General features: G+C 67.6%; 24 protein-coding genes. 14 read left to right on the top strand and 10 right to left on the bottom strand.

Features of this window, described 5'->3' with window-relative positions; genetic code table 11:
- Window positions 1-124 precede the first annotated feature (124 nt).
- Window positions 125-544 (top strand): DUF2177 family protein, encoded by a 420-nt coding sequence (locus tag AC54AF_RS06670; RefSeq protein ID WP_131689998.1) that lies wholly within the window; start codon window positions 125-127, stop codon window positions 542-544.
- Here AC54AF_RS06670 and AC54AF_RS06665 read toward each other — a convergent pair.
- The 3 genes from AC54AF_RS06665 to AC54AF_RS06655 all read right to left on the bottom strand — a co-directional run bounded on the left by AC54AF_RS06665 (window position 525) and on the right by AC54AF_RS06655 (window position 2,735).
- Entirely contained in the window at window positions 525-1,475 is a 951-nt protein-coding gene (locus AC54AF_RS06665) for a PP2C family protein-serine/threonine phosphatase (protein ID WP_496635899.1), read from the bottom strand. The two genes, AC54AF_RS06670 and AC54AF_RS06665, sit on opposite strands and share 20 nt — an antisense overlap.
- A gap of 143 nt (window positions 1,476-1,618) precedes the next feature.
- Entirely contained in the window at window positions 1,619-2,071 is a 453-nt protein-coding gene (locus AC54AF_RS06660) for a glycine zipper 2TM domain-containing protein (RefSeq protein WP_496635898.1), read from the bottom strand.
- Between the two features lie 121 nt (window positions 2,072-2,192).
- Window positions 2,193-2,735, bottom strand: a complete 543-nt coding sequence (locus AC54AF_RS06655) for a GNAT family N-acetyltransferase (RefSeq protein ID WP_496635897.1) — start codon at window positions 2,733-2,735, stop codon at window positions 2,193-2,195.
- 176 nt (window positions 2,736-2,911) lie between these two features.
- Here AC54AF_RS06655 and AC54AF_RS06650 point away from each other — a divergent pair, with 176 nt between their 5' ends.
- From AC54AF_RS06650 to AC54AF_RS06630, 5 genes are all read left to right on the top strand, one after another.
- Window positions 2,912-4,360, top strand: a complete 1,449-nt coding sequence (locus tag AC54AF_RS06650; RefSeq protein WP_496635896.1) for a M20/M25/M40 family metallo-hydrolase — start codon at window positions 2,912-2,914, stop codon at window positions 4,358-4,360.
- A 275-nt stretch (window positions 4,361-4,635) separates the two neighbouring features.
- Complete coding sequence (locus AC54AF_RS06645) at window positions 4,636-6,213, top strand: ABC transporter substrate-binding protein (protein ID WP_496635895.1); 1,578 nt, start codon at window positions 4,636-4,638, stop codon at window positions 6,211-6,213.
- 64 nt (window positions 6,214-6,277) lie between these two features.
- Window positions 6,278-7,216 (top strand): ABC transporter permease, encoded by a 939-nt coding sequence (locus AC54AF_RS06640; RefSeq protein ID WP_496635894.1) that lies wholly within the window; start codon window positions 6,278-6,280, stop codon window positions 7,214-7,216.
- Window positions 7,213-7,995, top strand: a complete 783-nt coding sequence (locus tag AC54AF_RS06635) for an ABC transporter permease subunit (protein ID WP_496635893.1) — start codon at window positions 7,213-7,215, stop codon at window positions 7,993-7,995. Before AC54AF_RS06640 ends, AC54AF_RS06635 begins: the two co-directional genes overlap by 4 nt.
- Window positions 7,989-9,596 (top strand): ABC transporter ATP-binding protein, encoded by a 1,608-nt coding sequence (locus tag AC54AF_RS06630; RefSeq protein WP_496635892.1) that lies wholly within the window; start codon window positions 7,989-7,991, stop codon window positions 9,594-9,596. Before AC54AF_RS06635 ends, AC54AF_RS06630 begins: the two co-directional genes overlap by 7 nt.
- Before the next feature lie 8 nt (window positions 9,597-9,604).
- Here the strand turns inward: AC54AF_RS06630 and AC54AF_RS06625 are convergent, their stop codons facing one another.
- The 5 genes from AC54AF_RS06625 to gshB form a co-directional block, all read right to left on the bottom strand.
- A complete protein-coding gene (locus tag AC54AF_RS06625; RefSeq protein ID WP_496635891.1) occupies window positions 9,605-10,183 on the bottom strand; it encodes a transposase in 579 nt (192 codons plus the stop codon).
- 266 nt (window positions 10,184-10,449) lie between these two features.
- Window positions 10,450-11,214, bottom strand: a complete 765-nt coding sequence (locus AC54AF_RS06620; protein ID WP_496635890.1) for an SAM-dependent methyltransferase — start codon at window positions 11,212-11,214, stop codon at window positions 10,450-10,452.
- Window positions 11,215-11,258: 44 nt separating this feature from the next.
- Entirely contained in the window at window positions 11,259-13,229 is a 1,971-nt protein-coding gene (locus tag AC54AF_RS06615; RefSeq protein WP_496635889.1) for a TonB-dependent receptor domain-containing protein, read from the bottom strand.
- A 329-nt stretch (window positions 13,230-13,558) separates the two neighbouring features.
- Entirely contained in the window at window positions 13,559-15,613 is a 2,055-nt protein-coding gene (gene paaZ / locus AC54AF_RS06610) for a phenylacetic acid degradation bifunctional protein PaaZ (RefSeq protein ID WP_496635888.1), read from the bottom strand.
- Window positions 15,610-16,578 carry a glutathione synthase gene (gshB, locus tag AC54AF_RS06605; protein ID WP_496635887.1) on the bottom strand — a complete coding sequence of 323 codons (969 nt, stop codon included), beginning with the start codon at window positions 16,576-16,578 and terminating at the stop codon, window positions 15,610-15,612. Before gshB ends, paaZ begins: the two co-directional genes overlap by 4 nt.
- Window positions 16,579-16,851: 273 nt before the next feature.
- Between gshB and AC54AF_RS06600 the strand changes: the two genes are divergently transcribed.
- The 8 genes from AC54AF_RS06600 (at window position 16,852) to AC54AF_RS06565 (ending at window position 22,994) form a co-directional block, all read left to right on the top strand.
- A complete protein-coding gene (locus AC54AF_RS06600; protein WP_131690011.1) occupies window positions 16,852-17,268 on the top strand; it encodes a thioesterase family protein in 417 nt (138 codons plus the stop codon).
- A gap of 1 nt (window position 17,269) precedes the next feature.
- The gene (locus AC54AF_RS06595) at window positions 17,270-17,815 is read left to right on the top strand and encodes a hypothetical protein (RefSeq protein WP_496635886.1); all 546 of its coding nucleotides are present in this window, start codon (window positions 17,270-17,272) and stop codon (window positions 17,813-17,815) included.
- Window positions 17,812-18,507 carry a peptidoglycan DD-metalloendopeptidase family protein gene (locus AC54AF_RS06590; protein ID WP_496635885.1) on the top strand — a complete coding sequence of 232 codons (696 nt, stop codon included), beginning with the start codon at window positions 17,812-17,814 and terminating at the stop codon, window positions 18,505-18,507. Before AC54AF_RS06595 ends, AC54AF_RS06590 begins: the two co-directional genes overlap by 4 nt.
- The gene (locus tag AC54AF_RS06585; protein WP_496635884.1) at window positions 18,500-19,222 is read left to right on the top strand and encodes a glutamine amidotransferase; all 723 of its coding nucleotides are present in this window, start codon (window positions 18,500-18,502) and stop codon (window positions 19,220-19,222) included. The genes AC54AF_RS06590 and AC54AF_RS06585 overlap by 8 nt, the downstream gene beginning before the upstream one ends.
- On the top strand, window positions 19,219-20,439 hold the full coding sequence (locus AC54AF_RS06580; RefSeq protein ID WP_496635883.1) for a MalY/PatB family protein: 1,221 nt from the start codon (window positions 19,219-19,221) through the stop codon (window positions 20,437-20,439). Before AC54AF_RS06585 ends, AC54AF_RS06580 begins: the two co-directional genes overlap by 4 nt.
- A 36-nt stretch (window positions 20,440-20,475) precedes the next feature.
- A complete protein-coding gene (locus AC54AF_RS06575) occupies window positions 20,476-21,084 on the top strand; it encodes a flavoprotein (RefSeq protein WP_034783931.1) in 609 nt (202 codons plus the stop codon).
- A gap of 23 nt (window positions 21,085-21,107) precedes the next feature.
- A complete protein-coding gene (locus tag AC54AF_RS06570; RefSeq protein WP_496635882.1) occupies window positions 21,108-21,800 on the top strand; it encodes a glutathione S-transferase family protein in 693 nt (230 codons plus the stop codon).
- A gap of 66 nt (window positions 21,801-21,866) precedes the next feature.
- Window positions 21,867-22,994: an acyl-CoA dehydrogenase family protein gene (locus tag AC54AF_RS06565; RefSeq protein ID WP_496635881.1), complete on the top strand. Its 1,128-nt coding sequence runs from the start codon at window positions 21,867-21,869 to the stop codon at window positions 22,992-22,994.
- A 43-nt stretch (window positions 22,995-23,037) separates the two neighbouring features.
- Here the strand turns inward: AC54AF_RS06565 and AC54AF_RS06560 are convergent, their stop codons facing one another.
- Window positions 23,038-23,925 carry a LysR substrate-binding domain-containing protein gene (locus AC54AF_RS06560; protein WP_131689973.1) on the bottom strand — a complete coding sequence of 296 codons (888 nt, stop codon included), beginning with the start codon at window positions 23,923-23,925 and terminating at the stop codon, window positions 23,038-23,040.
- A 233-nt stretch (window positions 23,926-24,158) separates the two neighbouring features.
- A complete protein-coding gene (locus AC54AF_RS06555; RefSeq protein ID WP_496635880.1) occupies window positions 24,159-25,562 on the bottom strand; it encodes an SLC13 family permease in 1,404 nt (467 codons plus the stop codon).
- Between the last annotated feature and the right edge of the window lie 61 nt (window positions 25,563-25,623).

The raw sequence follows: 25,623 nt of genomic DNA, 5'->3' as shown, positions 1-25,623 counted from the left end.
CTTCCTACCCCTGCACGTGCGTGCCGACCGGGCATTTTGACGTCCGCGATGCGAGTCAGGGGCATTTTGCATTATGCTGGCACAACCGCCCGCCACACACGCCGCCTGACGCCGAAAGATGACCATGCCTGTCCAACGCCCGCTCCAGCTTGCCATTGCCTATGGCGCCACCTTGTGCGTATTCCTGGCCATCGATGCCCTGTGGCTGGCGGTGCTGATGAAGCCCGTCTACGCCGCAGCGCTGGGGCCGCTGCTGGCGGATTCTCCCCGCTGGGCGCCGGCTACGCTGTTTTATCTGCTGTACGTGGCGGGGCTGCTGGTGTTTGCCATCTTGCCCGGTTTGCGCGTGCGCCGCGGGCGCACGGCGGCAGCGCTGGGTGCGCTGCTCGGGCTGCTTGCCTACGGCACCTATGATTTGAGCAACTATGCGACATTGCGCGACTGGCCGCTGGCCTTGACGGCGATCGACATGGCCTGGGGCGCCGTGCTGTCGGCCGTGTCGGCGACGGCCGGCTACCTGGCCGCTAGTCGCCTGGGGCGCTGAACGCCGCATCGAAGCGCAGCGCCAGCATGGTGATGTTGTCGCTATATAAACCTTTTGGCGGTCGGACGAGGAAGTCGTCGAACAGGGCGCTGACGGCCTGTGCCGCAGTCTTGCCGGCACACAAAGCGGGCCAGCGGGCTATGAGGTCCAGCGGATCGTCGCAGGCCCAGAAACCGTCACTGGCCAGCAGATAGTGGGCGCCGGGGCGCACGCGCAGCACGCGGCGGTCGCCCAGATGCGCGAGGAAGGGCGGCAAGGTGGCCGCATCGAGGCCGCGCAGGGGCTTGTCGAGCTGCAAGCTGTCGCTGATGGCGTTGCCTAAAATGAATGCCTGCGAGATTTGCGGATGGTGCTCGCCGTGCACGGCGGCACGCCAGCGCGTCTCGTCGAGCGCGCCGCGCATGGCGTACACGGTGGCCGGCACGTGGTCCACGGTCAGGATATTGACTGTCTCGTCGGCAATTTCATACAGGCGCGAATCGCCCACGTGATACAGCAGCGGCGCTTCGCCGGGCGGCACTTCCAGCAAGGTCAGGGTGGTGCCGGGCGGACGCGCCTGGGCTGGCGCGGTCCTGGCGAAACTGTCCTGCAAGCGCGTGTGCAACTGGTCGAGCCGGGCAGCAAGGCTGGCCGTGTCGAGGCAGGCGGGCATGGCCAGCAAGCCTTGCACGGCCGCTTCCGCCGCTTCGCGCCCCTGGCCGTGACCGCCCATGCCGTCGAGCACGGCGGCGCGCACGTGACCCGGCGGCCAGCCCGGCACCTGGCAGTGGAACGGCGTTTGCTGCGACAGGCAGACGGCGTGGCCGCTGGCATCGATCAGCAGGAAGTTGTCCTGGTTTTCGCGGCGCGGCAGGGCGCCGGCACCCACGCTGGTGCCGGCGGCGGCATCGAGCCAGGGGCCGAAATCGAGCGCGTCTTTGATTAAATGCATCGGTTGGTGCGGTCCAGGCGGCCAGTAATGTTGATCATAGGACACAGCTTAGCCGATATTGTGCAGGGGCGATACCTTGCCTGTCGCGCAAAAAAACCTGCGGCAGCAGGCTGGCGCAGGTTTTGGCGGGTGGCGGGTGGCGCTCAGCGACGATGGCCCCAGCCGTGACCGTGCCCGTGACCGTGACCGCGGTCATAGTAGTCGCGGCGGCCATGGTCGCGGTAGTAGCCGCGGCCCGGTTGCACGTAGACGACAGCCGGCGGGCCGTAGTAGCGCGGTGGCGGCGCGTAATACACGGGCTGCGGGGCAGGGGCGTAGTACACGGGCTGCGGCGCAGACGCATAATAGGTTTCGCGGTAACCGCCGCGATAGCCGCCACGGTCGTAATAGCGGTCATTCGTGCTGATGCTGTTGCCGACGGCGGCGCCCAGCACGCCACCGACGATCGCGCCATTGCGTCCGCCGGTGCTGTTGCCAATGGCCGCTCCGACAACGGCGCCTGCAACGGTATTGAAGTCGCGGTCACCGGCGACTGCGGCCGAAGACACAGCCACTGCCGCTACCATTACCGCACCCAGGAGTTTCTTGTTCAACATGGCATTTCCTTCCATTCCGGCGAGATCACAATGATCTGCATGGACTGGACTATATCCGCTGCTTTTCGCTTGTTCCACGTCTAATACAACTTATTACAATCAGGGCGGCGTGGTAACAGTTTCAGCCGAACCCGACAGGCGCATGCGCTTGCCATTCCGGACGCAGCAGGCTGTACATTTTCACGTCGCGCATGACGCCATTGATGAAAAAGGCCTGGCGCTTCACGCCTTCCTCGGTAAAGCCGCACCTTTGCGCGATGCGCTCGGAAGCCGTATTTTGCGGATCCATCAGCAGCTCCAGCCGGTGATACGGATAGGCATTGAACAGGTAGTCGACCACCAGGCGCGTCGCCTCGCCGCCGTAGCCGCGCCCGCCCCACTTGGGGTCGAACAGGCGGTAGCCGATTTCGCGGCAAGCGGGGGTACGGCTCTTGAAGTGCGTGATCGACCCGATGATGTGCTGGTGATGGTCTTCAATCAGGAACAGTTCACTATCCTCCGTGACCAGGCCCGTCTGCATGAATTCACGCCGGATCGCTTCGGGCGATTTGAATTGCATGGAAAAGAATTCGCTGCGCGCGGGCAGGTCGTTGATCAGCGCGATATAGGTATTGAGGTCGGCGGCGGTCAAATGCCGGACGGTACAGAGTGTTCCCTTGAGCATGGCGGTATCCGGTAGCGATCACGATTTGCATGGTAATCGACTCTGGGGGAAAGAGGCAATCGATCCCGTAAAAGTTGCTGCAATGACAGAATAAATACGCTATCGTAGAAAAAGTCGCGCCTTGCCCATGGCCACGGCGTACCCGCATCGACTTCGTTGACTGGAACTGAAATTACATGAATATCGTCTTGACTGGCGCGCCACTGCGCCGTTCCGCCGTATCCCTCGCCCTTGGCTGCATCGTCAGCGCCGGCGCCTTTGCCGCCGCGCCAGGCAATACGCCGCAAGCGCTGGCGCAGGTGCGCGATACGGCGCTGCACAGCGACTGGGCGTATGCCCGCCTGGCCGACATGACGGATTTGATCGGCCCGCGCCTGTCCGGTTCCGCCGGCGCCGCCGCCGCCGTGCAGCAGGTAGCCGACACCATGCGCCAGCTGGGCGCCAAGGTCACCTTGCAGCCCGTGAAAGTGCCGCACTGGGTGCGCGGCGTGGAAACGGCGGAAATCGTCGACTATGCGGGCCGTCCGCAGGGCGTGTCGCAGCGCGTGGTGCTCACGGCCCTGGGCGGTTCCGGCGCCACCCCGGCCGCCGGCCTGACGGCGCCCGTGGTCATCGTCAAGAGCCTGGAAGAACTCAAGGCGCGCGCATCGGAAGTAAAGGGCGCCATCGTGCTGATCGACACGCCGTTCGACCAGGAGATGGCCGAACGGGGCCTGGCCGGCGTCACTTATGGCCAGGGTTCGCGCTTGCGCTTCCTCGGACCGAAGGCGGCGGCTGACCTGGGTGCGGCGGCCGCGCTGGTGCGTTCGGTGGGCGGCGCGAACTTCCGCATTCCGCACGCGGGCGCCACGGGCCTGGACGAGAATAAACGCATTCCCGCCGCCGCCGTCACCGTGGAAGACGCCTTGCTGATGGGCCGCCTGGCCGCGCGCGGGCCGATGAAAATGCACCTGACCCTGACGCCGCAAAACCTGCCGGAAGCGGACAGCTACAACGTCATCGTCGACTGGCCTGGCACGGACAAGGCCGACGAAGTGGTGGTGGTCTCGGGCCACCTCGATTCCTGGGACCTGGCGACGGGCGCGCACGACGACGGCGCCGGGGTGGTGGCGGCCATGGGTGTGGTGGAAACCCTGAAAAAGCTCGACTACCGCCCGCGCCGCACCATCCGCGTGATCGCCTGGATGAACGAGGAAAATGGCGGGCGTGGCGGCCTGGCCTATTTCGAGGCCCACAAGAAGGCTTTGGGCAAGCAGTATGCCGCCATCGAGATGGACAGCGGCGCCGGCCGCCCGTTCGGCATCAAGGCCAGCGTGGGACCGAAGTCGGAAAAACTGTTCGCGCCCCTGCGCGCCGCCCTGCAGCCGATGGGGGCGCACGCGTTCACGCGCCGCGACGCGCTGGGCACGGGCGACTTGCACCGCCTGGAAACGGGCGGCGTGCCGAGCTTCGAGCCGCTGGTCGACAGCCACAGTTACTTCCACTACCACCACACGGCGGCCGATACGCTGGACAAGGTCGACCCGGAAAACCTGAAGCGCAACGTGGCGCTGATGTCGTCGCTGGCCTGGTTCCTGGCCAATATCGATGGCGAGATCGGCCGCGCGCCGGAGCAGGGCGAGTAAGCGCCATAGCGTGTGCCGCAGCCTTGCCGGTGCGGTCCGCGTGGTGTTGACAACGTCCACCGATCCACGCGACGTCGTCGCAGCCTGGGGGCTTGCGCCCTGGCCCCTCAGTTTTTCAGATGCCAGCCCTCCGGAATGACAATTTGCCTGGGCAGGGCGGCAATCATAAGATATGTATCTGCAAATAATTCTCATTTATATGCGGATATTGTGCAGCTCACTCGCCCGGCCATGGCGGCCAGGGTTTGCCTCTCTTCTGATTGTCAGGAACGCTGGTGCCCCGTCTTCGCTTGTTTTTCCCCCTGCTCTTTACCGGCTGGCTGGCGTGTGCCGGCGCCAGCGCCAATGCGCAGCAGCCGTCGTCGCCGCTGTCTGCTGCTATGCGCATCGAGCGCTGCACCATCGCCGATGAACAGGGCGACTTCGGCTTGCCGACGCCCTACACCCATGCCGGCGGCGGCATGGGCTATACGCTCACCAGCCTGATTTTCGACACCCTCGTGTGGCGCGATGCCAGCGGCAAGCTGGTGCCCGGGCTGGCCAGCGCGTGGCGGGAAAGCGCCGATCACCGCACCATCGAATTCACCTTGCGGCCCGGTGCGCGCTGGCATGACGGCAAGAACGTCACGGCGGCGGACGTGGTGTTTACCTTTGCCTATCTGCGCCAGCACCCGCATCCCCTGTTCGACCTGGGCGCCATCGACGGCGTGGACGACCTGGGCAAGGGGCGAGTGCGGGTGCGCCTGAAGCGCGTGTATGCGCCGTTCGTGGCGCAGCTGGCCGGTTCGGTGCCCATCCTGCCGCAGCATGTGTATGCGCGCCTGAACGACCCCCAGCAAGTGAAACAGGCAGACATCGTCGGCAGCGGTCCCTACCGCCTGGGGGCGTATGACAAGGCGGCGGGGCGCTACCTGTTTATCGCGAATGAAGCATACTACCTGGGCCCGCCCAGGGTGCGCAGCCTGCTGTTCCTGCGCATGCAGCCTTCGCTTGCCGTGGGCGCGCTCAAGCGGGGCCAGGTGGACATGATCCGCAGCCTGCCGCCGCCGCTGGCCGCCGAGGTGGCCCGTTTCGCCACGGTGGTCAGCGCGCCTTCCGGGCATCCGGTGCGCCTGCGCTTCAATCATGCGCGCGCGCCGTTTGACGACAAGCGCCTGCGCCAGGCCATCGCGCGCGGCATCGACCGGCAGGAGCTGCTGCGCGTGGTCGAGAACGGGCAGGGCGAGGTGTCGGCCGGACGCTTCGTGCGGGGCAGCATCTGGCAGAGCGGGGCGCCGTTCGATGCGTATGCCTACGATCCGGCAGCCGCGCGCCGCGCGCTGGCCGAGCTGGGCTACCGCGCCGCGCCGGACGGCCGCCTGCGCGACAGCGCCGGCAAACCGTGGGTGCTCGAACTGGCGGCGGCGCGCAGCCTGGCGCGGCCGGCCAGCCAGCTGGCGGGCCAGCTGGAAAAGCTGGGCATGGAAGTCAACGTGCGCATCCTGGACAGCGGCATCCTGGGCGCGCGCATCAGCGCGGCCGATTTCGACCTGGCTCTCGTCAGCCAGGGCAGCAATGGCGACCCGGAAAGCATGCTGCGGCAAACGGCGGGCAATGGCGCCTTCAGCGATGCCTTCCGCCGCGCCGACCTGCTCGAGCTGCTGCAGCAGCAGGTCGGCACCGTCGACGTGGCCAAACGGCGCGCGCTGCTCGACCGCGCCCAGGCCATCTATGCCGAGGAGCTGCCCGCGTTTTTCCTGTATTCGCCGCAGTGGATCACGGCGGCCAATGCGCGCCTGCGGCCGTGGTTCACGCCGGGCGGCATCGCCGTCGGCATCTCGCTGCCGCTGAACAAACTGATGTTCGTGCAGTAGACGGGGGCCGACGCTGAGCGCTACTACGTTCCTGGGCCGGCGCGCCGCGGGCTATGCACTGGCCTTGCTGGCGCTCGTCAGCCTCGACTTCGCGCTGCCGCTGCTCATGCCCGGCGACCCCGTCACGGCCATCCTGGGGCAGGATGCGCTGATCGAACTCGATGCGGCCGAACGCGGCGCCCTGCTGGCGCGCCATGGCCTGGGCGGCGGGCAGCCGCTGTGGCAGCTGTACCTGGCGCACCTGGCGCAGCTGCTGCGGCTTGATTTTGGCTATTCCATCCGCCACGGCATGTCCGTGGCAGATTTGCTGGCGCAGCACCTGCCATGGACCATGCTGCTGGTGGCGTGCGCGCTGGCGCTGGCCCTGCTGCTGGGCGTGGTGATGGGCATCGAGGCCGCGTTCGCGCAGGGCAGGGCGGCGGACCGCGTGCTGACGGCCGCCACCCTGGCGCTCGACAGCATCCCGCCTTTCGCCCTGGCGATGGGCCTGGTCATGCTGTTCGCCTATGGTTTGCAATGGCTGCCCAGCAATGGCGCCATGGCGCCGTTTTCCACGCAGACGGGGGCGGCCGCCTGGCTGGAGCGCACGCGGCACCTGGTATTGCCCGTGTGCGCCATGGCGCTGCCTGCCGCCGCCGGGGTGTTCCTGAGCGCGCGCGCCACGGCCGTCGGCGTACGGCAGCGCACCTTCATGGACCTGGCCCGCGCGCAGGGCGTGGGGCCGCTCGCCTTGCGCTACCGCCACCTGGCGCCCAACGTGCTTGCCGTCGTGCTGTCGCGCCTGGGCGGCGTGGCCGCGCGCCTGGTGTCGGGCGCCGTGTACGCGGAAACCGTCTTTTCCTATCCGGGCATCAATCTGGTGCTGACGGACGCCATCGTCAAGCACGACTACCCGCTGGTGCGCGGCGCGCTGCTGGCGACGGGGCTGCTGCTGTTCGCCATGAACTTGCTGGCCGATGTACTGGCCGCCCGCCTGGCATGGCGCGCGCAGCGCGCGCCATGAACGCGTCCGTGCGCGCGGGGACCGGGCTGCTGCTGGTGCTGGCCCTCATGCTGGCCGGCGCCAGCTGGCTGCAGCCGGCCGGCGGCGCCATGGATGCCGTGCTGGCGCCGCCGGATGGCGTGCACTGGCTGGGCACGGATGACCTGGGCCGCGACGTGTTGCGGCGCCTGGCCGCCGCCGCGCTGCCCACGCTGGGCATCGGCGTGGCCGTGAGCGCCGCCAGCATCGCGCTGGCCGTGCTGCTGGCGCTGGCGGGCCTGGCCTGGCCGCCCGCCGATGCGCTGGTGCTGCGGCTGGCGGACCTGTTCAGCGCATTGCCATCGACGCTCGTCTTCATCGTCATCGCCTCGGCCATGCAGCCCGGCGTGGCGGCCCTGGTGGCGCTGCTGGCGGCGTTTGGCTGGGATGCCGAGTTTCGCGCGCTGCGCCTGCGCCTGCGCCAGGTGTGGCGCCAGGAGAGCCTGGACGCGGCGCGCCTGGCGGCGGCATCGGGCGCCTACCTGCTGCGCCGCCATGTGTGGCCGGCCATGGCGGGATTGCTGGCCGTGCAAGCCGTCGCGCTGGTGCGCCGCGCCGTGTTTCACTACGCGGGCCTGGCCTTCCTCGGGCTGGCCGATCCGCGTACCCCGAGCTGGGGCGGCATGCTCAATGAAGCCATGCCCTATCTGGCCCACCCGGACGCGCGCGCCTGGATACTGGCGGCGTGGCTGTGCCTGGCCATGCTGCTGATTGCGCTGGCGCTGCTGGGCCAGGGCCTCGACGAGCGCGCGCGATGCTAGCGGCTGCCGCTTTCTGCGTCGAGGCGGATGGCCGCCAGTTGCTGCGCCAATTGCACTTCCAGGCGCGCCCCGGCGTGCCGCTGGTGATCATCGGCGAATCGGGCGCCGGCAAGAGCACCCTGGCGCGCGCCTTGCTCGGCATGGCGCCGGGGCGCGGCAGCGGCAGCCTGCGCGCCGGCGGCATGCAACTGGTGGATGCGGACGAGGCGGCGCTGCGGCGCTGGCGCGGCCGCCAGGCGGGCCTGGTGCCGCAAGACGTGCACGACGCCCTCAATCCCCAGCACACCTTGCTGGCCCAGGTGGCGGCGCCGTTGCGGCGGCATCTGGGCATGCGGCGCGGGCCGGCCGAACAGGCTGCGGGCGACCTGCTCGTTTCGCTGGGCCTGGCCGAAAGCCTGCACCGGCGCTATCCGGCCCAGTGCAGCGGCGGCCAGCTGCAGCGCGTGCTGCTGGCGGCGGCGCTGGCGCCTTCGCCGGCCCTGCTGGTGCTGGACGAGCCGACGTCCGCGCTCGATCCCGCCACCAGCGCGCTGGTGCTGGGGCGCCTGCGCGCCGAGGCGGCGCAGCGCCAGCTGGTGGTGGTGACGCACGACCTGGAACTGGCGCGCGCGCTCGATGGCGACGTGCTGGTGCTGTACGGCGGCTGCGCCGTGGAAACGGGAGCGGCCGCATCGGTGCTGGCCGAGCCGCGCCATCCGTACACGCGCGGCCTGCTGCGCGCCTGGCCGCGCGAGAACGGCAAGGACTTGCAGGGCATCGCCGGCACGCATGAAGAGTGCGCGCGCGGCTGCGCCTTCGCCAGCCGCTGCAGCCAGCGCATCGCCCGCTGCGGCGAGGAAGCGCCGGCGCTCGATGCCACGGGCGTGGCCTGCCTGCGCGGCGGCATCGTCAGCGTGCTGTCCGCGCGCGGCGTGCACAAGCGCCTGGGCGGGCAAGCCGTATTGGCGGGCGTGGACCTGGAGGTGCAGTCGGGCGAAACGGTGGTCATCGTGGGCGCGTCCGGCGCGGGCAAGTCGACCCTGGCGCGCATCCTCGCCGGCCTGCAGCAGCCTGACGCGGGCAGCGTGGTCACGCCGGCGCGCGAGGAGGGCAGCGCGGCGGCCGGCATCGCCTACGTGCCGCAGCATGCGGGCGCCTCGGTGGCCAGCCACTTCAGCGTGTTCGAGGCGGTGGCCGAGCCGCTCGTCATCGCGGCGAGCTACAGCGCGGCCGTCTGCCGCGCGGCGGCGCTGCGGGCGCTGGCCGACGTGCGCCTGCCGGCCACGGACGCTTTCCTGGCGCGCCAGGCGCGCAGCTTGAGTGGGGGGGAATTGCAGCGCCTGGCCATCGCGCGGGCGCTGATCGCCGATCCGGCCGTGCTGGTGGCCGACGAGCCGACCGCCGCGCTGGACGCCTCGGTGCAGGCCAAGGTATTGCGGCTGCTGCTCGACGTGCAGGAGGCGCGCGGCCTGGCGCTGCTGCTGATCACGCACAATCTGCCTGTCGCCCGCCACGTGGCGGACCGCATCGTGCTGCTGGAAGACGGCCGCTGCGCGGCGGCGCCAGGATCGCCGGCCGGCCCGGAATGCGCCGCGCCGGCGCTCTGGATGCGCCGGGCCTAAGCTGGACTTTATCCATTCAGACTGCGTAACAGACGGTCTCCGTCAGGCGCTCGAATAAGGCGCGGGGAATTTTTACGGTATCGGCTTGCTGCCCCGACCCGCAAAAAATCCGTGCGCCCCATAGTGACCGTCGTACCAAGGCAATGGTATCGGAGAAGGTCGGGCTGTCCTTGGCGTACCAGGAAGCGTGGCGGGTCGGCATTGTTTGTCCCGCCAACAACGCGTTGGCCGCCAGCGTGATGATCGAGTATAGCCCCAGAATTGCCGGCGCCACGTCGGCGTTCAATCGTGTCGTCCAGGGCCATGAGAACGGGTCCCTGCGGCACGAATGCATGGAGCAGCAAGTACAGCAGGCGTCGGCTGGCGGCCAGCGCCGACCATTTGACACGGTTCAGCACCCGGTGATACTTCTGAAATTGTTTCTCTTCGGCCATGCCCATGACGCGCAGCACGGCGGCGACCGTGCGCGGACCAACGGCCAGGATGGCACCGGCCAGCAACACCTGCGCCAGCGGCCAGGCTCGCTTGGAAAACAGATCGGAAAATCCTACAATGGACTGCGTAAGCCCGGATGGTAAAACTGCCATGATGAACCTCTCGTGGTGGAGTTGGTCAATCAATGACAGTACATCCAGGGCTTACGTTCCCACTATCCAGATTCAAAATTGGATAAAGTCCAGCTAAGTAACCCCCAATAAATTATTGTGATTTCTGACTTCCAAAACCGGCGCTCTGCAAGGTGGCCGACGAGGCTTGCCCGCTGCTAGCAGTGCTCGCACTGCGTCGCAGCGGGCCCCTTGCGTGGCATCCGGTTCTGTTCGTCATAACTTCACAATAATTTCCTGAGGATTACTTAGCCCAGGAAATCGCCTACATACACCAGGTGTTCGAACGGCGGTTTTTCGTTCTCCGTGCGGGCCAGCAGCGTGCCCAAGGTGGCGCGCAGCACGGCCTGTTTCTCGTCGGCGCCCGCGTGCGCGACGATGGCGACCGGCGTGCTGCCGGGCAGGTGGCGCGCCAGGCGTTCGACCAGCGAAGGCAGGTCGGCGCGCATGGTGAAAAAGACCAGGGTGGAGCCCGTGGCGGCCAGCTTGTCCAGCGTGTCGCTGCCCGTGTAGTCGTCGCGCGTGTCGGCCGAGGCGGCGAGGATCACGGAACGGCTGTGCTTGCCGCCGGTGACGTCGCGGGCCAGCGCCGCATTGGCCGCATTGAAGCACGAGATGCCAGGGATGACGATCGGATTGAGCTCGCTGAACTCGCTCAGGTAGCCCGATTGCGGCCCGAAGATCATGGCGTCGCCATAGTCGAGCACCGCGACGGTCTTGCCTGCCGCCGCCGCCGCGTGGATGATGTCGCGCGTCTGCTTTTCCATGGCGTCGACTTCCTCTTCCGGCGTATCGCGCCGCGCCAGGGGACTGAACAGGCCGTGGCCCGCCTTGTGCTGCTCCTTGCCGCTGAGCAGATCGGCAAATGCTTCGAGCAGGCGCGGGATGCCGAAGACGATATCGACGCCGCGCAGGGTTTTTTGCGCCTTGACGGTGATGCTGTCAGGGTCGCCGATGCCGGCGCTGACGAGGTACAGGCCGCAGCGCGCGCCCTCTTTTTGGGTATAGGTCATGGTCTCTTCTCTTTACGGATGGGTGATCGGGGTGATGGTATCGCTTAAAACTGATAATGCGCGCTGACGCGCACGTCGCGTCCCGGCTCCGGCAGGATATTGCCGACCCCGCCGTCGAGCGAACTGTGGCTCGCGTAGCGCTTGTCGCCCAGGTTGCGCACGGCCAGCGCCAGGTGCAGCGCGCGCAGCGCGGCCGGCTGCCATTGCAGCTGGACGTCGTGCAGCACGTAGCCGGCACGCTGCACCGCCGCTTTCGGCACGTCGTCCAGGCGCCGCACGGCGTTCAGGGTATAGCCGGCCGTGAGGCCGGGCAGCATCTGCCAGTGGCTGTCCCACGTCAGGCGGTCGCCCAGGGGCGTGCCCACGCGGCGCGCCGGATTCAAGGGCTTGCCGCCCAGCGTGGTATCGGCCAGCACCACGCCCACGGACGTGCCGTAGCCGCCCCGCTGCCAGCGCGCCTTCCATTCCCATCCCTTGCTGCGCAAGGTCTCGGGCATGTTGCGGATATACGCGGGATACACGACGCCCTGGCCGGCCCATTCGATCAGGTTGGCAATGCGGGTGTCGAAGTAGCCGAGGCGCAGGGTCAGGCTGTCGCCGTCCAGCAGCGCATTCGCGCCTTCGTACTGTAAACCCGCTTCGCGCGTGGTCGAGGTTTCCGGCTTGAAGGGCTTGCCGTTGTTGAAATTGCTCTTTTTGTCCAGGCTGGTGAGAAAGCCGATGGGGATGATGCCGCTGGCGCGCACTGCTTCGCCATAGCTGGCAAAGGCGCCCACGCCGCGGCCCAGTTCCAGCTCGGCGCCCGCGTTCGGCGACGTCTTCCCACCTTTGACTGTGCGCGGTCCGAAGGCGGTATGGTAGTGATCATGGCGCAGGCCCAGCGACAGCTGCAGGGCTTGCCAGCGCATGCGCTCCTGCACGAAGAGGCCCAGGTTGCGCGCCTGCGTGGATTTGCGGCCCGGCCCCAGGATGGCGGCGCCCAGCACGCCGCTGGTGATGCCTTCCTCGTCCATGAAGTCGGCGCCGGCCGTCAGGCGGTGCTGCGTGCCGGCCCAGGCCAGGTTTGCCGTGTTGCGCGCGCTGCCGCCCCGTTCCGTCGTCCTGGCGCTGCGCGCCTGGCTGACCTCTTCCAGTGCGTTCTCGTTCTGGTACAGATTGAATTTCCAGTCCAGCAGTGCATTGCCGGCCGGCCGGTAGCGGTGTTCCAGTGTGTACGTGTGGCGTTCGCTGCGCTGGTAGGTGGGCACGGCGTTCGCGGGCGCATAGCCGTTGTCGCTGCCGACCCTGCCGAACAGGTAGAGCCCCGCATTGCGGTTGCGCGCCGCGCCCAGGCGCAGGCTATGGCCGGCCAGGTCCAGCAGGCTCAATTTGAGCAGGTAGTCGCGCTCATGCCCTGCCGAATTGGGCACGTCGCCACCGCCGCCGATGCGGTAGTTGTCGCGGTTGACGGCGCTCGCATGGGCCAGCAAGCCCAGCTTGTTGTCCAGCGTCTCGCCCAGCATGCCATATGCGCTGACGGCGCCGCGCCGCGCTGCGTCGGCGCTGGCGTAGGCCGCGCGCACGCTGGCGCCGGCGCGCTTGCCGGGCGCCAGCAAGTCCTGCGCATCGACGGTGTCAAAGCGGATGCTGCCGCCCAGCGCGCCCGGTCCCGCATCGGCGCTGGGGCCGGGCTGGATATCGACCTGTTTCAGCAGGTCGGGATCGATGCCGCCCAGGTCGCCCCGGTGCTGGTGCAGGCTGCGCCCCTGGCGCGCGCCATCGATGCTGATGTTCAGGTTGGCGCCATCGACGCCGCGCAGATAGATGCGCTGCGCATTGCTGGCGCCGCCGCCGATGCTGACGGCCGCTTCGCCGGCGAAGACGTCGCCCACGTCCATCGCTTGCTGGCGCTGCAGGGTTTCGCGGGAAATGCGCGTGACGCCCGGCAGGGGCGCATCCGGCGCGGATTGGTCGATCAGCTTGATTTCGGGCAGGCTCGCCAGCGGCGGCGCCTGTTCGGCGCGCGTGTCTGACATTTGCTGTGCAAAAGAGGGGGTGATGGGCAGCGCGCTGGCGCCAAGCAGGAAAAGGGGAACGGCAAGGGGTACGGCATGTCGCATGGGAAGGTCGTCTTTGTCAGAAGGGAAGCCACGGGAAGGGAGGGCGCAGGCGCTGGCCTGCGCATCGTCAGTCGAATCTGCTACAGCAGCGCTGTCCCGGGACAGGAAGTGGCGCGCCGCGCCCCTCCCGGTCCCTGAAATACCCGGTTGGCTTCATCTCGTCAGCCGCCATTCTGAAAGACGGGGGCAACGTTGGCTATGTGTATTTCTTGAGCGGCGCCATCAGGAAAGCTGAGGGTTGCCGCTCATAGCCCTGCGCGCTTGGCCACCAGGGTCAGGATGTCGTAGCTGGCCACCAGTTCGTCGTTCTGGTTGGTGACCTGCACGTCCCACGACACCACGCCCTGGCCGACGCCCTTGTCGTCGCGCCGCTGGCGGTCGACCTTGCGCTTGCACGTCAGGCGCGCGCGGATGGTGTCGCCGATGCCGACCGGCGCGACGAAGCGCAGGTCGTCGAGCCCGTAGTTGGCCAGCACGGGACCCGGCGCCGGGGAGACGAACAGGCCGGCGGCGGCGGCCAGCACGAAATAGCCGTGCGCGATGCGCCTGCCGAACTGCGAATCGCGCGCGGCGATCTCGTCGAAATGCATGTAGAAATAATCGCCCGAGATGCCGCCGAAGGCCACGATGTCCGCTTCGCAGACGGTGCGCCGGTGCGTCAGCAGCGATTCGCCCACTTCCAGCTCGTCGAAATGCTTGCGGAACGGATGCTGCACGCTTTCGCGCACGGCGGCGCCGCGCACGTACTCGCCCGTCACGGCCGTCAGCATGGTGGGCGAGCCTTGCAGCGCCGAGCGTTGCAGGTATTGCGAGATGGCGCGCAGGCCGCCCAGCTGCTCGCCGCAGCCGGCGCGGCCAGGGCCGCCGTATTTCAGGTGCGCCGACGCCAGCACGTCCGTTCCCGCCGCCGCCACTTCGCGTTCGAGCACCAGCACGCGCCCGTGCGAGGCGGCCAGGCGCGGCACTGCATACGCGGCCAGCTTCGGGTCGCGCGTGGCCAGGGTGCTGGCCAGGCTGCCCCGGCCGCGCGCGGCCAGCGCCAGCGCTTCCTCCACGTCCGCATACGGCATCAGCGCGCAGACGGGGCCGAAGGCCTCGATTTCATGCACGGCGTCGTTGCGCGCGCCGCCGCGGCACAGCAGCAGGGTGGGCGCGGCAAAGGCGCCGTTGCGCACGCCGTCGCCCGAAGGCGCGTAGCCGTCCACCTGGCCGCAGACGATGTCGCTTTCCTCGGCCAGGGCGCGCACGCGGGCGCCCAGTTCGCTGCGCTGTTCCTGCGATGCCAGCGGCCCCATTTGCACGCCCGCCTGGGCCGGGTCGCCGATCACCACCGCCGCCAGGCGTTCGCGCAGGCGCGCCGTCAGCGCTTCGATCTGCCCGTGCGGCACCATGACGCGGCGGATGGCGGCGCCGTCCTGGCCCGCCTTGACGGTCATCGAGCGCACGATGGCGTCGACCAGCAGCTCGAATTCCGGCTCGCCGCTGCGCACGTCCGGTCCCAGGATGGCGCAGTTCAGCGACGCCGCGCCCAGGCTGACCTGCACCGAGCGCGCCAGCAGGTTGGGGTGGTTGCGCAAGGTCGTGGCGGTGGCGTCCGAACCGGTGAAGCTGACGGCGTCGTTGTCCTGCAGGCGGGCCAGCAAGGCATCGGCCGGGCCGATGGCCAGCTGCAGCGCGCCTTTCGGCAGCACGCCGGACGCGTCGATCAGGCGCACCAGCGCTTCGGCCAGATAGCTGGTGCAGGTGGCGGGTTTGACGATGCAGGGCATGGCGGCCAGGAAGCTGGCGGCGAATTTTTCCAGCAGCGACCAGACGGGCAGGTTGAACGGGTTGATGTGCAGGGCCACGCCGCCGCGCGGCACCATGATGTGCGTGCCGGCCGCGCCGCCGCGCCGGCACAGCGACATGGCGGGCGCTTCGTGCAGCACATTGCCCGAAGGCAGGCCGCTGGCGGCGATGCCGGCGTAGGCATTGAGCACGCCGATGCCGGCGCAGATGTCCTGCTTGCTGTCGGCGCGCGTGGCGCCGCTCAGGTAGGCGATCGTGTACAGCTCCTCGCGATGCTGCTGGATGTGCGATGCCAGTGCCCGCAGGCAGCCCGCCCGCTGCTGGAAGTCGAGGGCCATCAGCGCCGGCACGCCGGTGCGGCGCGCATAGTCGAGCGCCTGTTGCGCGTCGACCGACTCGGCATGCGTGTGATAGATCAGCGAATTGTCGATGGCGCTGTGCAGCGACAGGCCCGCTTCGCTGCCCATCCAGCGTCCGCCTATCCAGCTTTGCAGTGTGCTTACCTTGCTCATGATTGTTCCTCGTTCGTGTGCGTGAGCGATGCCGCCGTTTCCAGCGCATCGATGAACATGCCCGCCACGTCGAAACCTGTCTGCTGCATGATTTCGCGGAAGCAGGTGGGACTGGTGACATTGACTTCGGTGAGATGCGCGCCGATCACGTCCAGCCCGACCAGCAGCAGGCCGCGCGCCGCCAGCACCGGCGCCAGGGTGTCGGCGATCTCGCGGTCGCGCGCCGTCAGCACGCGCGCTTCGCCGCGCCCGCCGGCAGCCAGGTTGCCGCGCACCTCGCCCGCCTGCGGTATGCGCGCCAGCGCATGCGGCACCGGCTTGCCGCCGATGAGCAGGATGCGCTTGTCGCCTTCGCTGATGGCGGGAATGTAGCGTTGCGCCATGATGCTGACGGCGCCGTCGCGCGTCAGCATTTCCACGGTGGCGCCCAGGTTCATGCCGTCCTCGCGCACGCGGAAAATGCCGGCGCCGCCCATGCCGTCGAGCGGCTTGAAGATCACGTCGCCGTGCTCGGCATGGAAGGCGCGCAGGCGCGACGGCTCGCGGCTGACCAGGGTCGGCGCGCAGAACGGCGCAAATTCCAGGATCGCCAGTTTCTCGTTGTGGTTGCGCACGGCCGATGGCCGGTTGAAGACGCGCGCCCCCTGGCGCTGCGCCATTTCCAGCAGGTAGGTGCTGTACAGGTATTCCATGTCGAAAGGCGGATCCTTGCGCACCAGGACGGCGTCGAACTGCGCCAGCGGCAGCGTCTCCGCCGCCTCCCGGTGGAACCACGCGCCGGCTTCGTCGACCAGCTGCACGCGCGCGGCGAGGGCGCTGACCACGCCGCCTTCGCAGTGCAGATGCTGCTGTTCGAACACGTGCAGTGCGTGGCCGCGCGCGGCCGCTTCCTGCATCATCGCGTAGGTCGAATCTTTCTTGATGTTCAACAGCTCGAGGCGGTCAGCCAGGATCGCGATTTTCATCGGTGCGCCTTTCATTCAATAGGGTGGGGGAGAGGAAACCGGTGCGCCGCGCCAGTGCGCGCAGCAGCGGCGGCGGCGTGCGCCGTGTCCTTGTTGCCGGAATATTTCTGCAGCGATGGTAGCGCAACAGACGCCATTCGGCTCCTCAGATATTTGGACGTCCGCCCTCAGATATTGCGTCTTGTGAGGCACCCTCGTTCGGTCTTAGCATCATTGGCGAAATGTCACTACCCAAGCCGGCCAGACCGGATATAACCGCCACATGAGGACACAATGATGCGCCGCTCTTTCAAGACCAATCTCGACATCCGTTACCGCGACACCGACTCGATGGGCCACGTCAGCAGCCCCGTGTACTACGAGTACATGCAGACGGCCTACCTCGAATACATGCACCGCATCCTGGAAATCCCGAAGAGCGAAAAGCTGCCGCACATCATGGTGAAAACCGGTTGCGAATACATCGCCCAGGCCAAGTACGGCGACAAGGTGCTGGTGCTCAGCCATGTCTCCAAGTTCGGCGGCAAGAGCTTTGAAATGGAGCACATCATGCACATCGGCGACGAGCAGGGCGTGGTGATGGCCAAGGCCTTCTCCGTGCACGTCATGTACGACTATGAAAAGCAGGCCACGCAAGCCGTGCCAGAGTCGTTCAAGCAGACCGTGCTGGCCTACCAGGGCAGCCTTTAAGATGGCGCGCCTGGCATTCCAGCAAGCGCTCGGAGCTGCGCTGGCCATGCTCGCGGGCGCCGCCAGCGCCGGCGAAGCGGTGCAGCGCGTGCTGACGCCGCTCGACTGGCCCGCGGCAGGCCAGGCGCGGGCCGGCGCGGCGCAGGCCGAAGCGGTGCTGCGGGCGCTGCGCGCCACCGCGCCCGCCGGGCTGGCGCAGGTCAACATCCCGGTACTGCTGCTGCCGGCCGAAGGCGACTGGGGCGCGCCGCGTTTCCACGGCCAGGGCACGGCCTATGCGGCCCTGTATGCGCCGGCGGGCGCGAAGCTGGGGCTGTTCGGCAGCGCCACGCACCTCGTCGCGCCAAGTGACCTGAAGCTCGAACATGCGGGCGGCGCCTTCGAATCGATAGGCGACGGCGCCGACTACAGCTTCACGCGCTTTGGCGCCGCCTATACGCTGCGCCTGAGCTGCGACGAGCCGCTGAAGGACAAGCGCTGCACCGATCCGCAATATCTGACCGACGCGGCGCGTGCGCTGCTGCTCGTGGCGGGAGAAAAACCATGATGAAGACTTTGTTACTGGCTGGCGTGCTCAGTGCCCTGGCGCCGCCGGCACTGGCCGGCAATGATGACCGTTTCCTGCCGCCTGGCGCGCTGCTGCCCGGCAGCGGCAGCGGCGTGGCCAGCGCCGCCGTGCTGTACCCGGACATGCGCTTTCCCATCGAGCAGGGCGCGGCCTACGCCGGTTCGCATTTCTATGGCGTGGGCGGCCAGCGCGGCAAGGCAGGCGATTCCTGCGACGACGCCAACTATGCCTATCCGTGGCGCGATAATTTTTGCGAGCTGCGCAAGGACAACCTGCCGTTCTGCCTGTCCGGCGGACATCAGGGGCAAGACTTGCGCCCGGCCACCTGCCGCGCCAACTTTCACTGGGCCGTAGCGGCCGACGATGGCGTCATCGTGCAGATCGCGCGTTTCAGCGTCACCCTGCAGACGGCCGCCGGCACCTTGTACCGCTACGTGCACCTCAATACCAGCGACCTGGCCGTGCGCGAACTGCAGCCGGTGGCGCGCGGCGCGCGCATCGGCAGGATTTCGAACAACTGGGTCGACAAGCTACCGATCCACCTGCATTTCGACGTCAAGGACACCATCAAGGTGGGCCGGCAGACTTTGGTGACGTTCGTGCCGCCGTATGCCAGCCTGGTCGAGTCCTACATCCGGCGCAACAAGACACAAGGAGAGCAGCATGAGTGAAGTGATGCAAGGCCGGCGCGGGCGCAAGCGGCCTATCCTGGCGATATTGCGCCAGGAAGCGTCGACGCCGGGCCGCGCCGGCAAGCTGCTGCGCGACAAGGGCTTTGAGCTCGATATCCGCCGCCCCGTGTGCGGCGATCCGCTGCCCGACACCCTTGATGGCCATGCGGGCGTGATCTCGTTCGGCGGCCCGATGAGCGCGAACGACGGCGATGCGCACATCCGCCGCGAGATCGAGTGGCTGTCCGTGCCGCTGGCGGAAAACCGGCCGTATCTGGGCATCTGCCTGGGCGCGCAGATGCTGGCCAAGAATCTCGGTTGCAAGGTGACGGCGGCCGAGGGCGACGTCACGGAGATCGGCTGGTATCCGCTGAAGCCGACGGCCGAAGGCCAGCGCATCATGCCCAAGTGGCCGGACATGGTGTACCACTTCCACATGGAGGGTTTCGAGCTGCCCAAGGGCGCCATCCTGCTGGCCGAGGGCGACGCCTACCGCAACCAGGCTTTCCGCTACGGCGAGAAAGCCTGGGGCATCCAGTACCATCCCGAGCTGACCCTGGCCATGCAGCGCCGCTGGGCGGTGAAGGGCGCGCACCGCTTCCACCTGCCGAACGCGCAGCAGGGCGAACAGCACCTGCAGGGACGGGTGCTGCACGACAAGGCGCTGCGGGCATGGTTCAACGGCTTCCTGAACCGCGTGTTTACCGAAGCATGAGCCGCCAGCTCGCTACCCTGCAGGACGGCCTGGCGCTGACCCTGGACCAGCTGCTGGCGCGCCAGAGTTTCAAGTGGCGCCAGTACCAGCCCGGCGTGCTCGCCGCCTGCGTGGCCGACATGGACCTGGGCACCGCGCCCGCCGTGCAGGCGGCGCTGGCGCAGGTGCTGCGGCGCGTCGATTTCACTTATCCCTTGCGCGACGGGCGCAAGGCCGACCGCGCCGTGGCCCACGCCTTCGCCGCGCGCATGCGCCGCCTGTACGGCTGGCAGGCCGAGGCCGACCAGGTGCTGGTCCTGCCCGACCTGGTGCAGGCGACGTTTGCCGCGGTGATGGCGTTTTCCGACCCGGGCGATGGCGTGATCGTGCAAGTGCCGCACTATGCGCCGTTCCGCGAAGCGGTCGAGGGCACGGGCCGGCGCCTGGTCGCGCTGGAGATGCAATCGGGCCCCGGCGGCTATCAGCTCGACCTGGAGGGCCTGGCGCACGCCGTCGATGCCCGCACGCGCGTGCTGATCCTGTGCAATCCGCACAATCCGACGGGGCGCGTGCTGGGCCGCGCGGAGCTGGAGAGCGTGCTGGCATTCGCCGAGCGCCATGCCTTGATCGTGGTGTCCGACGAAATCCATGCCGACCTGGTCTACCCGGGCGCGCAGCACCTGCCGTTCGCTGCGCTGTCGCCCGCAGCGGCGGCGCGCACCGTCACCCTGAACTCGGCCACCAAGAGCTTCAACATCGCCGGCCTGCGCTGCGCCGTCGCCCATTTCGGCACGCCGGAGCTGCAGCAGCGCTTCCACGCGCGCCTGCCGGCGCGCCTGACGGGCGCCGTCAACAACCTGGGCATCGACGCCACCGTGGCGGCCTGGAACGACGGGCAGCCCTGGCTCGACGCCGTGCTGGCGCACCTGCTGGCCATGCGCGACTACGCGGTGCAGATCCTGCGCCGCGAGCTGCCGGCCGTCCGCTTCCACGTGCCGCAGGGGACGTATCTGCTGTGGCTCGATTGCGCGGCGCTGCAGCTGGACCAGCCGGCGGCGGATTTCTTCCTGCAGCATGCGAGGGTGGCGCTCAGCCCGGGCGAAGTCTTCGACGCGCGCGCCGCGCACTGCGCGCGCCTCAATTTCGCCACCTCGCAGCCGCTGCTGGCCGAGATCCTCGACCGCATGGTCATGGCGGTGCGCGCGCACCAGCGCCGCTGCCTGCCCGTACACACTTAACCCGGCACACGCGTGCCACTACCTGGATACGACACCATGGAAACGCCCATCAAAAAACACAAGCCGCGCATCCTCATCGGCGTCACGGGATCGCTCGATTCGACCCTGCTGCCGAACTACCTGCGCATCATCAAGGACCACCTCGATTGCGAGCTGAGCGTGCTGATGACGCCGAATGCCACCAACTTCCTCAAGCCGGAATCGATCGCGCTGTACGTCGACCGCGTCATCAGCGGCGAGCGGCCGCAGGATTGGCCGACCGACAAGCCTGGCCGCCTGGCCGCCGAGCACGACCTGCTGCTGGTGCTGCCCGCCACCGCGAATACCCTGGCGGCCGTGGCGAACGGCTTTTCCGGCAACCGCCTGACCACCGTGATCCTGGCCGCCACCTTTCCCGTGCTGCTGTTCCCCGTGATGGGCGGGCCGATGCTGGCCAAGCCGGCCGTGCAGCGCAACCTGGCGCAGCTGCGCGAGGACGGCTACATCATCATCGACCCCGTCTGGCGCGACCATTTCGATCCGCTGCTCGAGCGCATGCACGGCCACCATTCGCTGCCGAGTCCCGAGCAGGTGCTGGCGCTGCTGCGCGAACGCTTCCCCGCCAGCGGCGTGCAGCGCCTGGCGCTGACCGGCGCCGCGGCCTGACCTTCCCAACTGGAGAGAAACGCATGTCCATCATCCTGTACAGCCTGTGCGCCGCCGACCGGCGCCGTCATTATTCGCCCCATGTATGGAAGATCATCATGGCACTCAAGCACAAGGAATTGCTGGCCGAGGTGCGGCCCGTCTCCTTCGCCGAAATCGCCGGCATCGAGGACGGCAGCTACAAGAGCGTGCCGGTGCTGAACGACAACGGCCACATCGAGGGCGACAGCTTCGAAATCGCCGTGCACCTGGAGCGCGCCTATCCGGACCGGCCCAGCCTGTTCGGCGGCCCGGGCGGCCAGGCCATGGCCCGTTTCGTCGAAAGCTTCAGCCAGACGGTCATCCATCCGCCCGTCTCGGCCATCGCCGCCATGGACATGCATGCGCTGATGTCGCCGGCGGACCAGGCGTATTTCCGCGCGGCGCGCGAAAAGCGCTTCGGCAAGACACTGGAAGAGGCCTCGGCCACGCGCCATATCGAGCTGGCGGCCTTGCCGGAAAAATTCGCGCCGCTGCGCAGCGTGCTGGCCAAGCAGCCCTGGCTGGGCGGCGCGCAGCCCCTGTTTGCCGACTACATCCTGTTCGGCGTGCTGCAGTGGGCGCGCATCACCGTGCCGACGCCCTTGCTGCCGGTTGACGATCCCGTCAGCACCTGGTTCGAGCGCTGCCTCGACCTGCACGGCGCCATCGGGCGCTCCGTCATCCTGTCGGACTGACGGCTGGCGAACCTGCCCGGGCCGCCTGCGCGGCCCTTTTCCTTTCATTGACCAACAAGGCCAACCATGATGTTTACACCGCAACAGGGCGAGATACGCCAGCGCTACGCCGGCATCGGCAGCGACATTGCCGCCGGCGCCGCCGCGCGCGCCGAAGGTTTCGATTTTGACGGCTGGCAGCGCCTGCGCGATGCCGGCCTGTGGCGCATGATCGTGCCCGGCAGCGATCACGCGACAGGCGACTGGTGGACTTTTACGGCCGCCCTCGATGGCCTGTCCTCGACCATCGGCGCGCCGGAACTGCTGCTGTCCGTCATCGCCCAGGCCGGCATGGTGCGGGGCCTCGAGCGCCACGGCACAGAAGCGCAGCGCGACCGCTATTTCGGCGCCATCCTGCGCGGCGACGTCAGCGCCACCGGCATTGCCGAACCCGGCACAGGCACGGACGTGCGCAGCATTCAGAGCACCTTGCGCGCCACGGCCGACGGCTACATGCTCAATGGCGGCAAATACAATATCGCGCACGCGCCCATCATGGATTTCGCCCTGATCGTCTGCCGGCTGGCGGACAAGGAAGAGCACAACATCGCGCTGGCGCTGCTTGACCGCGACACGCCCGGCCTGCGCGCCGGCCTGGTGGACGACAAGCTGGGCAACCGCAACCTGCCCACCGGCGCCCTGCATTTCGACGAGGTCGCGGTGCGTCCGTCGCAGCTGCTGGGCGCGCCCGGGCGCGGCCTGGCCACCTTGATCGACACCATTTCGCTGGGACGCCTGTATTACGGCCTGGCGGCGGCCAACCTGATCGCGCCCTACCTGGACGAGGCGATGCGCTACGCGGCCAGCCGCAGCAGCTTCAATAGCAGCATCGACAACCACCAGTACGTGCAGCGGCGCCTGGTCGATATCCGCATCGGCATGGAACGTTCGCGATGGCTGGCGTTTGGCGCGCTGTCGCAATTGCTGGCAGGCCAGCGGGAAGGGTTGATGAGCTGTTCCATCGCCAAGCTGGTGGGGTCCGAAGACCTGATCAACAGTGCCACCAGCCTGGTCAAGCTGTACGGCAGTCTCGGCTATCACAACGGCCGTGTGGCCGAGCTGATGAAAAACGCCCTGGCTTTCGCCAGCGTGGGCGGCACCGAAGAAATGCACCGCAAAAATATCTTCAATCAGATGCAGCGCCTGGCTGGCTAGGTTTCCCGCGCTGGCTGTGGCATTCGCACGGCATATTGGCGGCTCAGGCTGCCAATATGCCCGATTCGCTCAGCGCATCATTGATCGCCTCGAACATCGGCTCGCTGGCGCGCGAGGCCAGGTGCGCGAACAGATTGCGCACCGACGACTGGGCCACGCAGAGGATATCGATTTCCCCGAGGCGCTGCGCTTCCAGCGCCGTGTCGCCATGCAGCAGGCCGACGCCGAGGCGTTCGGCCAGCATCGAGCGCGTGACGCTTTCGCGGTCGATGCTGATGATGCGGCGCGGCCGGAAATTGCGCGTCTTGAACAGGTGCTCGGCGGCGCCGCCGCAGCACAGGCTCGATGGCGCGAAGATCCACGGCAGCTCGGCCAGCGCGTTCCAGTCGAGCGGCTGGGTGGTGTCGAGCATGCCGGCCGGCGCCGCCACGTAGACGGGAAAGCACGCCACTTCGATGGTCATCAGGTCGTCGTCGGGCGAGCGCGCCTCGTTGTAGAAACCGGCGTCGAGCGTGCCGCTGCGGATGCCGTTCAGGGTGCCGCTGGAACTGCCGTGTTCCAGCGACACTTCGACTTCCGGATGGTGCTCGGAAAAGCGCCGCACCAGCCGGCCGATGGCTTCGTTGTTGGACTGGCCGCCGACGCCGATGCGCAGCTTGCCGGCCAGGCGGCCCTTGATGTGGTTGGCTTCGTCGAGCAGTTCGCGATGGATGTTGAGCGTGCGTTCGGCCTTGGCCAGGATGCGCTGGCCACTGCTGGTCAGGCTCATGCCGCGCGCCGTGCGTTCAAACAAGGTCAGGCCGAGATAATCCTCCATCGCCTTGACATGGGCACTGACTGCGGGCTGGCTCAGGAAGAGCCGTTCGGATGCGCGCGTAATGCTGCCCTCGCGCGCCACCGTGGCGAAGGTTTTCAGGTGATGGATTTCCATGAGGGCGGGTCCATTAAGTTAAAAGATGGGTGAAATTTCAGATACTCTTATTCGTTTTTCAACTATATATTATATGTGATTTTATTAAGAATACTGCATTAACAATGCCTGTAAGATGGGTAATTATTTGTGACTTTTTCTGCCTCCTTCTCACCATTGTGGTGCGCGGTAGCCCTTGAAATAGCGTAAATTGTTACTTTTCGTGAGAAAGTCCCTGCGTGCCGGCCAGCGCGCTACAGCAGGCCCAGCACGTGCCACCATACGAAGTCCAGCGGCGTCAATATCAGCAGGCTGAGCACGAACAGGCTCAGGCATAGCCGGGTGACGGCCGCCAGCGGCAGGCTGGCCGCCTGCATGGCGAAAATCAGGGGCGGCGCCTGGTAGGGCAGGCAGACGTTGGAAAAGGCCAGCACTTGCGTCATCAGCACCGTCATCAGCGGCAGGCCCGTGACCGCCGCCAGGTCCTGCGCCAGCGGCGTCATCGTCGCCGGCACGCCCGCCAGGTTGGTCACCAGCGACACCACCGTCGAGATCAGGGTCAGCACGGCGGCGTTCCACAGCGGCGTGTCGGCCGCAAAGCGCGCATGCCGGCCCAGGCCGTGCACCACGGCTTCGCCCAGGCCGCTTTCCGAAATCACCGCGCCCAGGCCCATCACGCCGGCCACGAACAGCAGCGAGCCATAGTTGATCTCCTGGTTCAGGCATTTTTTCGACGTCAGGTCGGCGGCTGGCCACAGGCAGACCAGGGCGGCGGCCAGGCCGATCCAGGCCGGCGACACATGGTGCAGGCCATCCGTCATCCACAGGGCCAGGCATGCGCCCAGCACCACGGCCAGGCCCGTTTCCTGCGCCGACATGGGGCCTTGCCGCTGCGCCGGCGCGGCCGCGCGCGCGGGATCGGCGGCGGGAAACATCCACAGGATCAGCAGCACCAGCAAGACCGACTTGAGGATGCCCAGCACGGGGAAATGCAGCAGCAGGTAGTCGACATACGCAATCTGCACGCCATATAAATTGTCCGCCATGCCGGACAAAATCATGTTCGGCGCGTTCGACGGCAGGATGGCGAAGGTCGGCAGGAAGCTGGAAAAGCTGGCCGCCATCAGCATGCCCGTGCGGCCGTTATGGCCCGCGCCATAGCCGATATGCTCGGCCACGGCGATGGTGATGGGAATGAGCAGCACCACGCGGCCCATGCCCGACGGCATGACGAAGGCCAGCGCCACGCTGAACAGCACGATGCCGGCGATGACGCCCGCATAGCGCCGCCCCAGCATGCGCGACAGGATGGCCGCCGCGCGCTTGCCCAGGCCCGTGTGGCCGATGGCCGCGCCCATCACGGCGCCGCTGAACAGCAGCCAGAAGGTGGTCGACTGCAGGCCGGAGAACACGGTTTGCGCGGGCGCCATATTGCACAGCATCGCCACCAGGAAGAAGGCCAGGGCCGGCCAGTATTCGGGCACCAGGGCCGTGGCCCACATGCTGATGCAAAAGACCAGCAGCGCCACCACGCCGGCCATCGAGGCCGGCAGGTAAAGCGCGGCCGCCAGGCCGCTGGCGACGGTCAGCGCGGCGATGGCGGCCAGCGCGCGCAGGCGCGCGCCGGGCAGGGGAAGGGCGAGGGACAAGGACTTCAAGGCAGGGCTCCTGGGGGCGCCGGCGCGGCGAGGCGCCGCGCCGTGTGGTGGTCAATGAAAA

The sequence above is a fragment of the Janthinobacterium sp. JF4 genome, assembly GCF_059617925.1.
The sequence above is the reverse complement of the archived record's forward strand: the minus strand, read 5'-3'. Positions and strand labels throughout refer to the sequence as shown.

Excerpts from the sequence above, each read along its gene's own strand:
- AC54AF_RS06650 (WP_496635896.1), top strand. The coding sequence starts at position 2,912 with ATGAATATCGTCTTGACTGGCGCGCCACTGCGCCGTTCCGCCGTATCC.
- AC54AF_RS06615 (WP_496635889.1), bottom strand. The coding sequence starts at position 13,229 with ATGTCAGACACGCGCGCCGAACAGGCGCCGCCGCTGGCGAGCCTGCCC.
- AC54AF_RS06570 (WP_496635882.1), top strand. The coding sequence starts at position 21,108 with ATGTCCATCATCCTGTACAGCCTGTGCGCCGCCGACCGGCGCCGTCAT.
- AC54AF_RS06600 (WP_131690011.1), top strand. The coding sequence starts at position 16,852 with ATGATGCGCCGCTCTTTCAAGACCAATCTCGACATCCGTTACCGCGAC.
- AC54AF_RS06580 (WP_496635883.1), top strand. The coding sequence starts at position 19,219 with ATGAGCCGCCAGCTCGCTACCCTGCAGGACGGCCTGGCGCTGACCCTG.
- AC54AF_RS06590 (WP_496635885.1), top strand. The coding sequence starts at position 17,812 with ATGATGAAGACTTTGTTACTGGCTGGCGTGCTCAGTGCCCTGGCGCCG.
- AC54AF_RS06560 (WP_131689973.1), bottom strand. The coding sequence starts at position 23,925 with ATGGAAATCCATCACCTGAAAACCTTCGCCACGGTGGCGCGCGAGGGC.
- AC54AF_RS06595 (WP_496635886.1), top strand. The coding sequence starts at position 17,270 with ATGGCGCGCCTGGCATTCCAGCAAGCGCTCGGAGCTGCGCTGGCCATG.
- AC54AF_RS06635 (WP_496635893.1), top strand. The coding sequence starts at position 7,213 with ATGAACGCGTCCGTGCGCGCGGGGACCGGGCTGCTGCTGGTGCTGGCC.
- paaZ (WP_496635888.1), bottom strand. The coding sequence starts at position 15,613 with ATGAGCAAGGTAAGCACACTGCAAAGCTGGATAGGCGGACGCTGGATG.
- AC54AF_RS06655 (WP_496635897.1), bottom strand. The coding sequence starts at position 2,735 with ATGCTCAAGGGAACACTCTGTACCGTCCGGCATTTGACCGCCGCCGAC.
- AC54AF_RS06665 (WP_496635899.1), bottom strand. The coding sequence starts at position 1,475 with ATGCATTTAATCAAAGACGCGCTCGATTTCGGCCCCTGGCTCGATGCC.
- gshB (WP_496635887.1), bottom strand. The coding sequence starts at position 16,578 with ATGAAAATCGCGATCCTGGCTGACCGCCTCGAGCTGTTGAACATCAAG.
- AC54AF_RS06670 (WP_131689998.1), top strand. The coding sequence starts at position 125 with ATGCCTGTCCAACGCCCGCTCCAGCTTGCCATTGCCTATGGCGCCACC.
- AC54AF_RS06625 (WP_496635891.1), bottom strand. The coding sequence starts at position 10,183 with ATGGCAGTTTTACCATCCGGGCTTACGCAGTCCATTGTAGGATTTTCC.
- AC54AF_RS06585 (WP_496635884.1), top strand. The coding sequence starts at position 18,500 with ATGAGTGAAGTGATGCAAGGCCGGCGCGGGCGCAAGCGGCCTATCCTG.
- AC54AF_RS06575 (WP_034783931.1), top strand. The coding sequence starts at position 20,476 with ATGGAAACGCCCATCAAAAAACACAAGCCGCGCATCCTCATCGGCGTC.
- AC54AF_RS06630 (WP_496635892.1), top strand. The coding sequence starts at position 7,989 with ATGCTAGCGGCTGCCGCTTTCTGCGTCGAGGCGGATGGCCGCCAGTTG.
- AC54AF_RS06620 (WP_496635890.1), bottom strand. The coding sequence starts at position 11,214 with ATGACCTATACCCAAAAAGAGGGCGCGCGCTGCGGCCTGTACCTCGTC.
- AC54AF_RS06660 (WP_496635898.1), bottom strand. The coding sequence starts at position 2,071 with ATGTTGAACAAGAAACTCCTGGGTGCGGTAATGGTAGCGGCAGTGGCT.
- AC54AF_RS06565 (WP_496635881.1), top strand. The coding sequence starts at position 21,867 with ATGATGTTTACACCGCAACAGGGCGAGATACGCCAGCGCTACGCCGGC.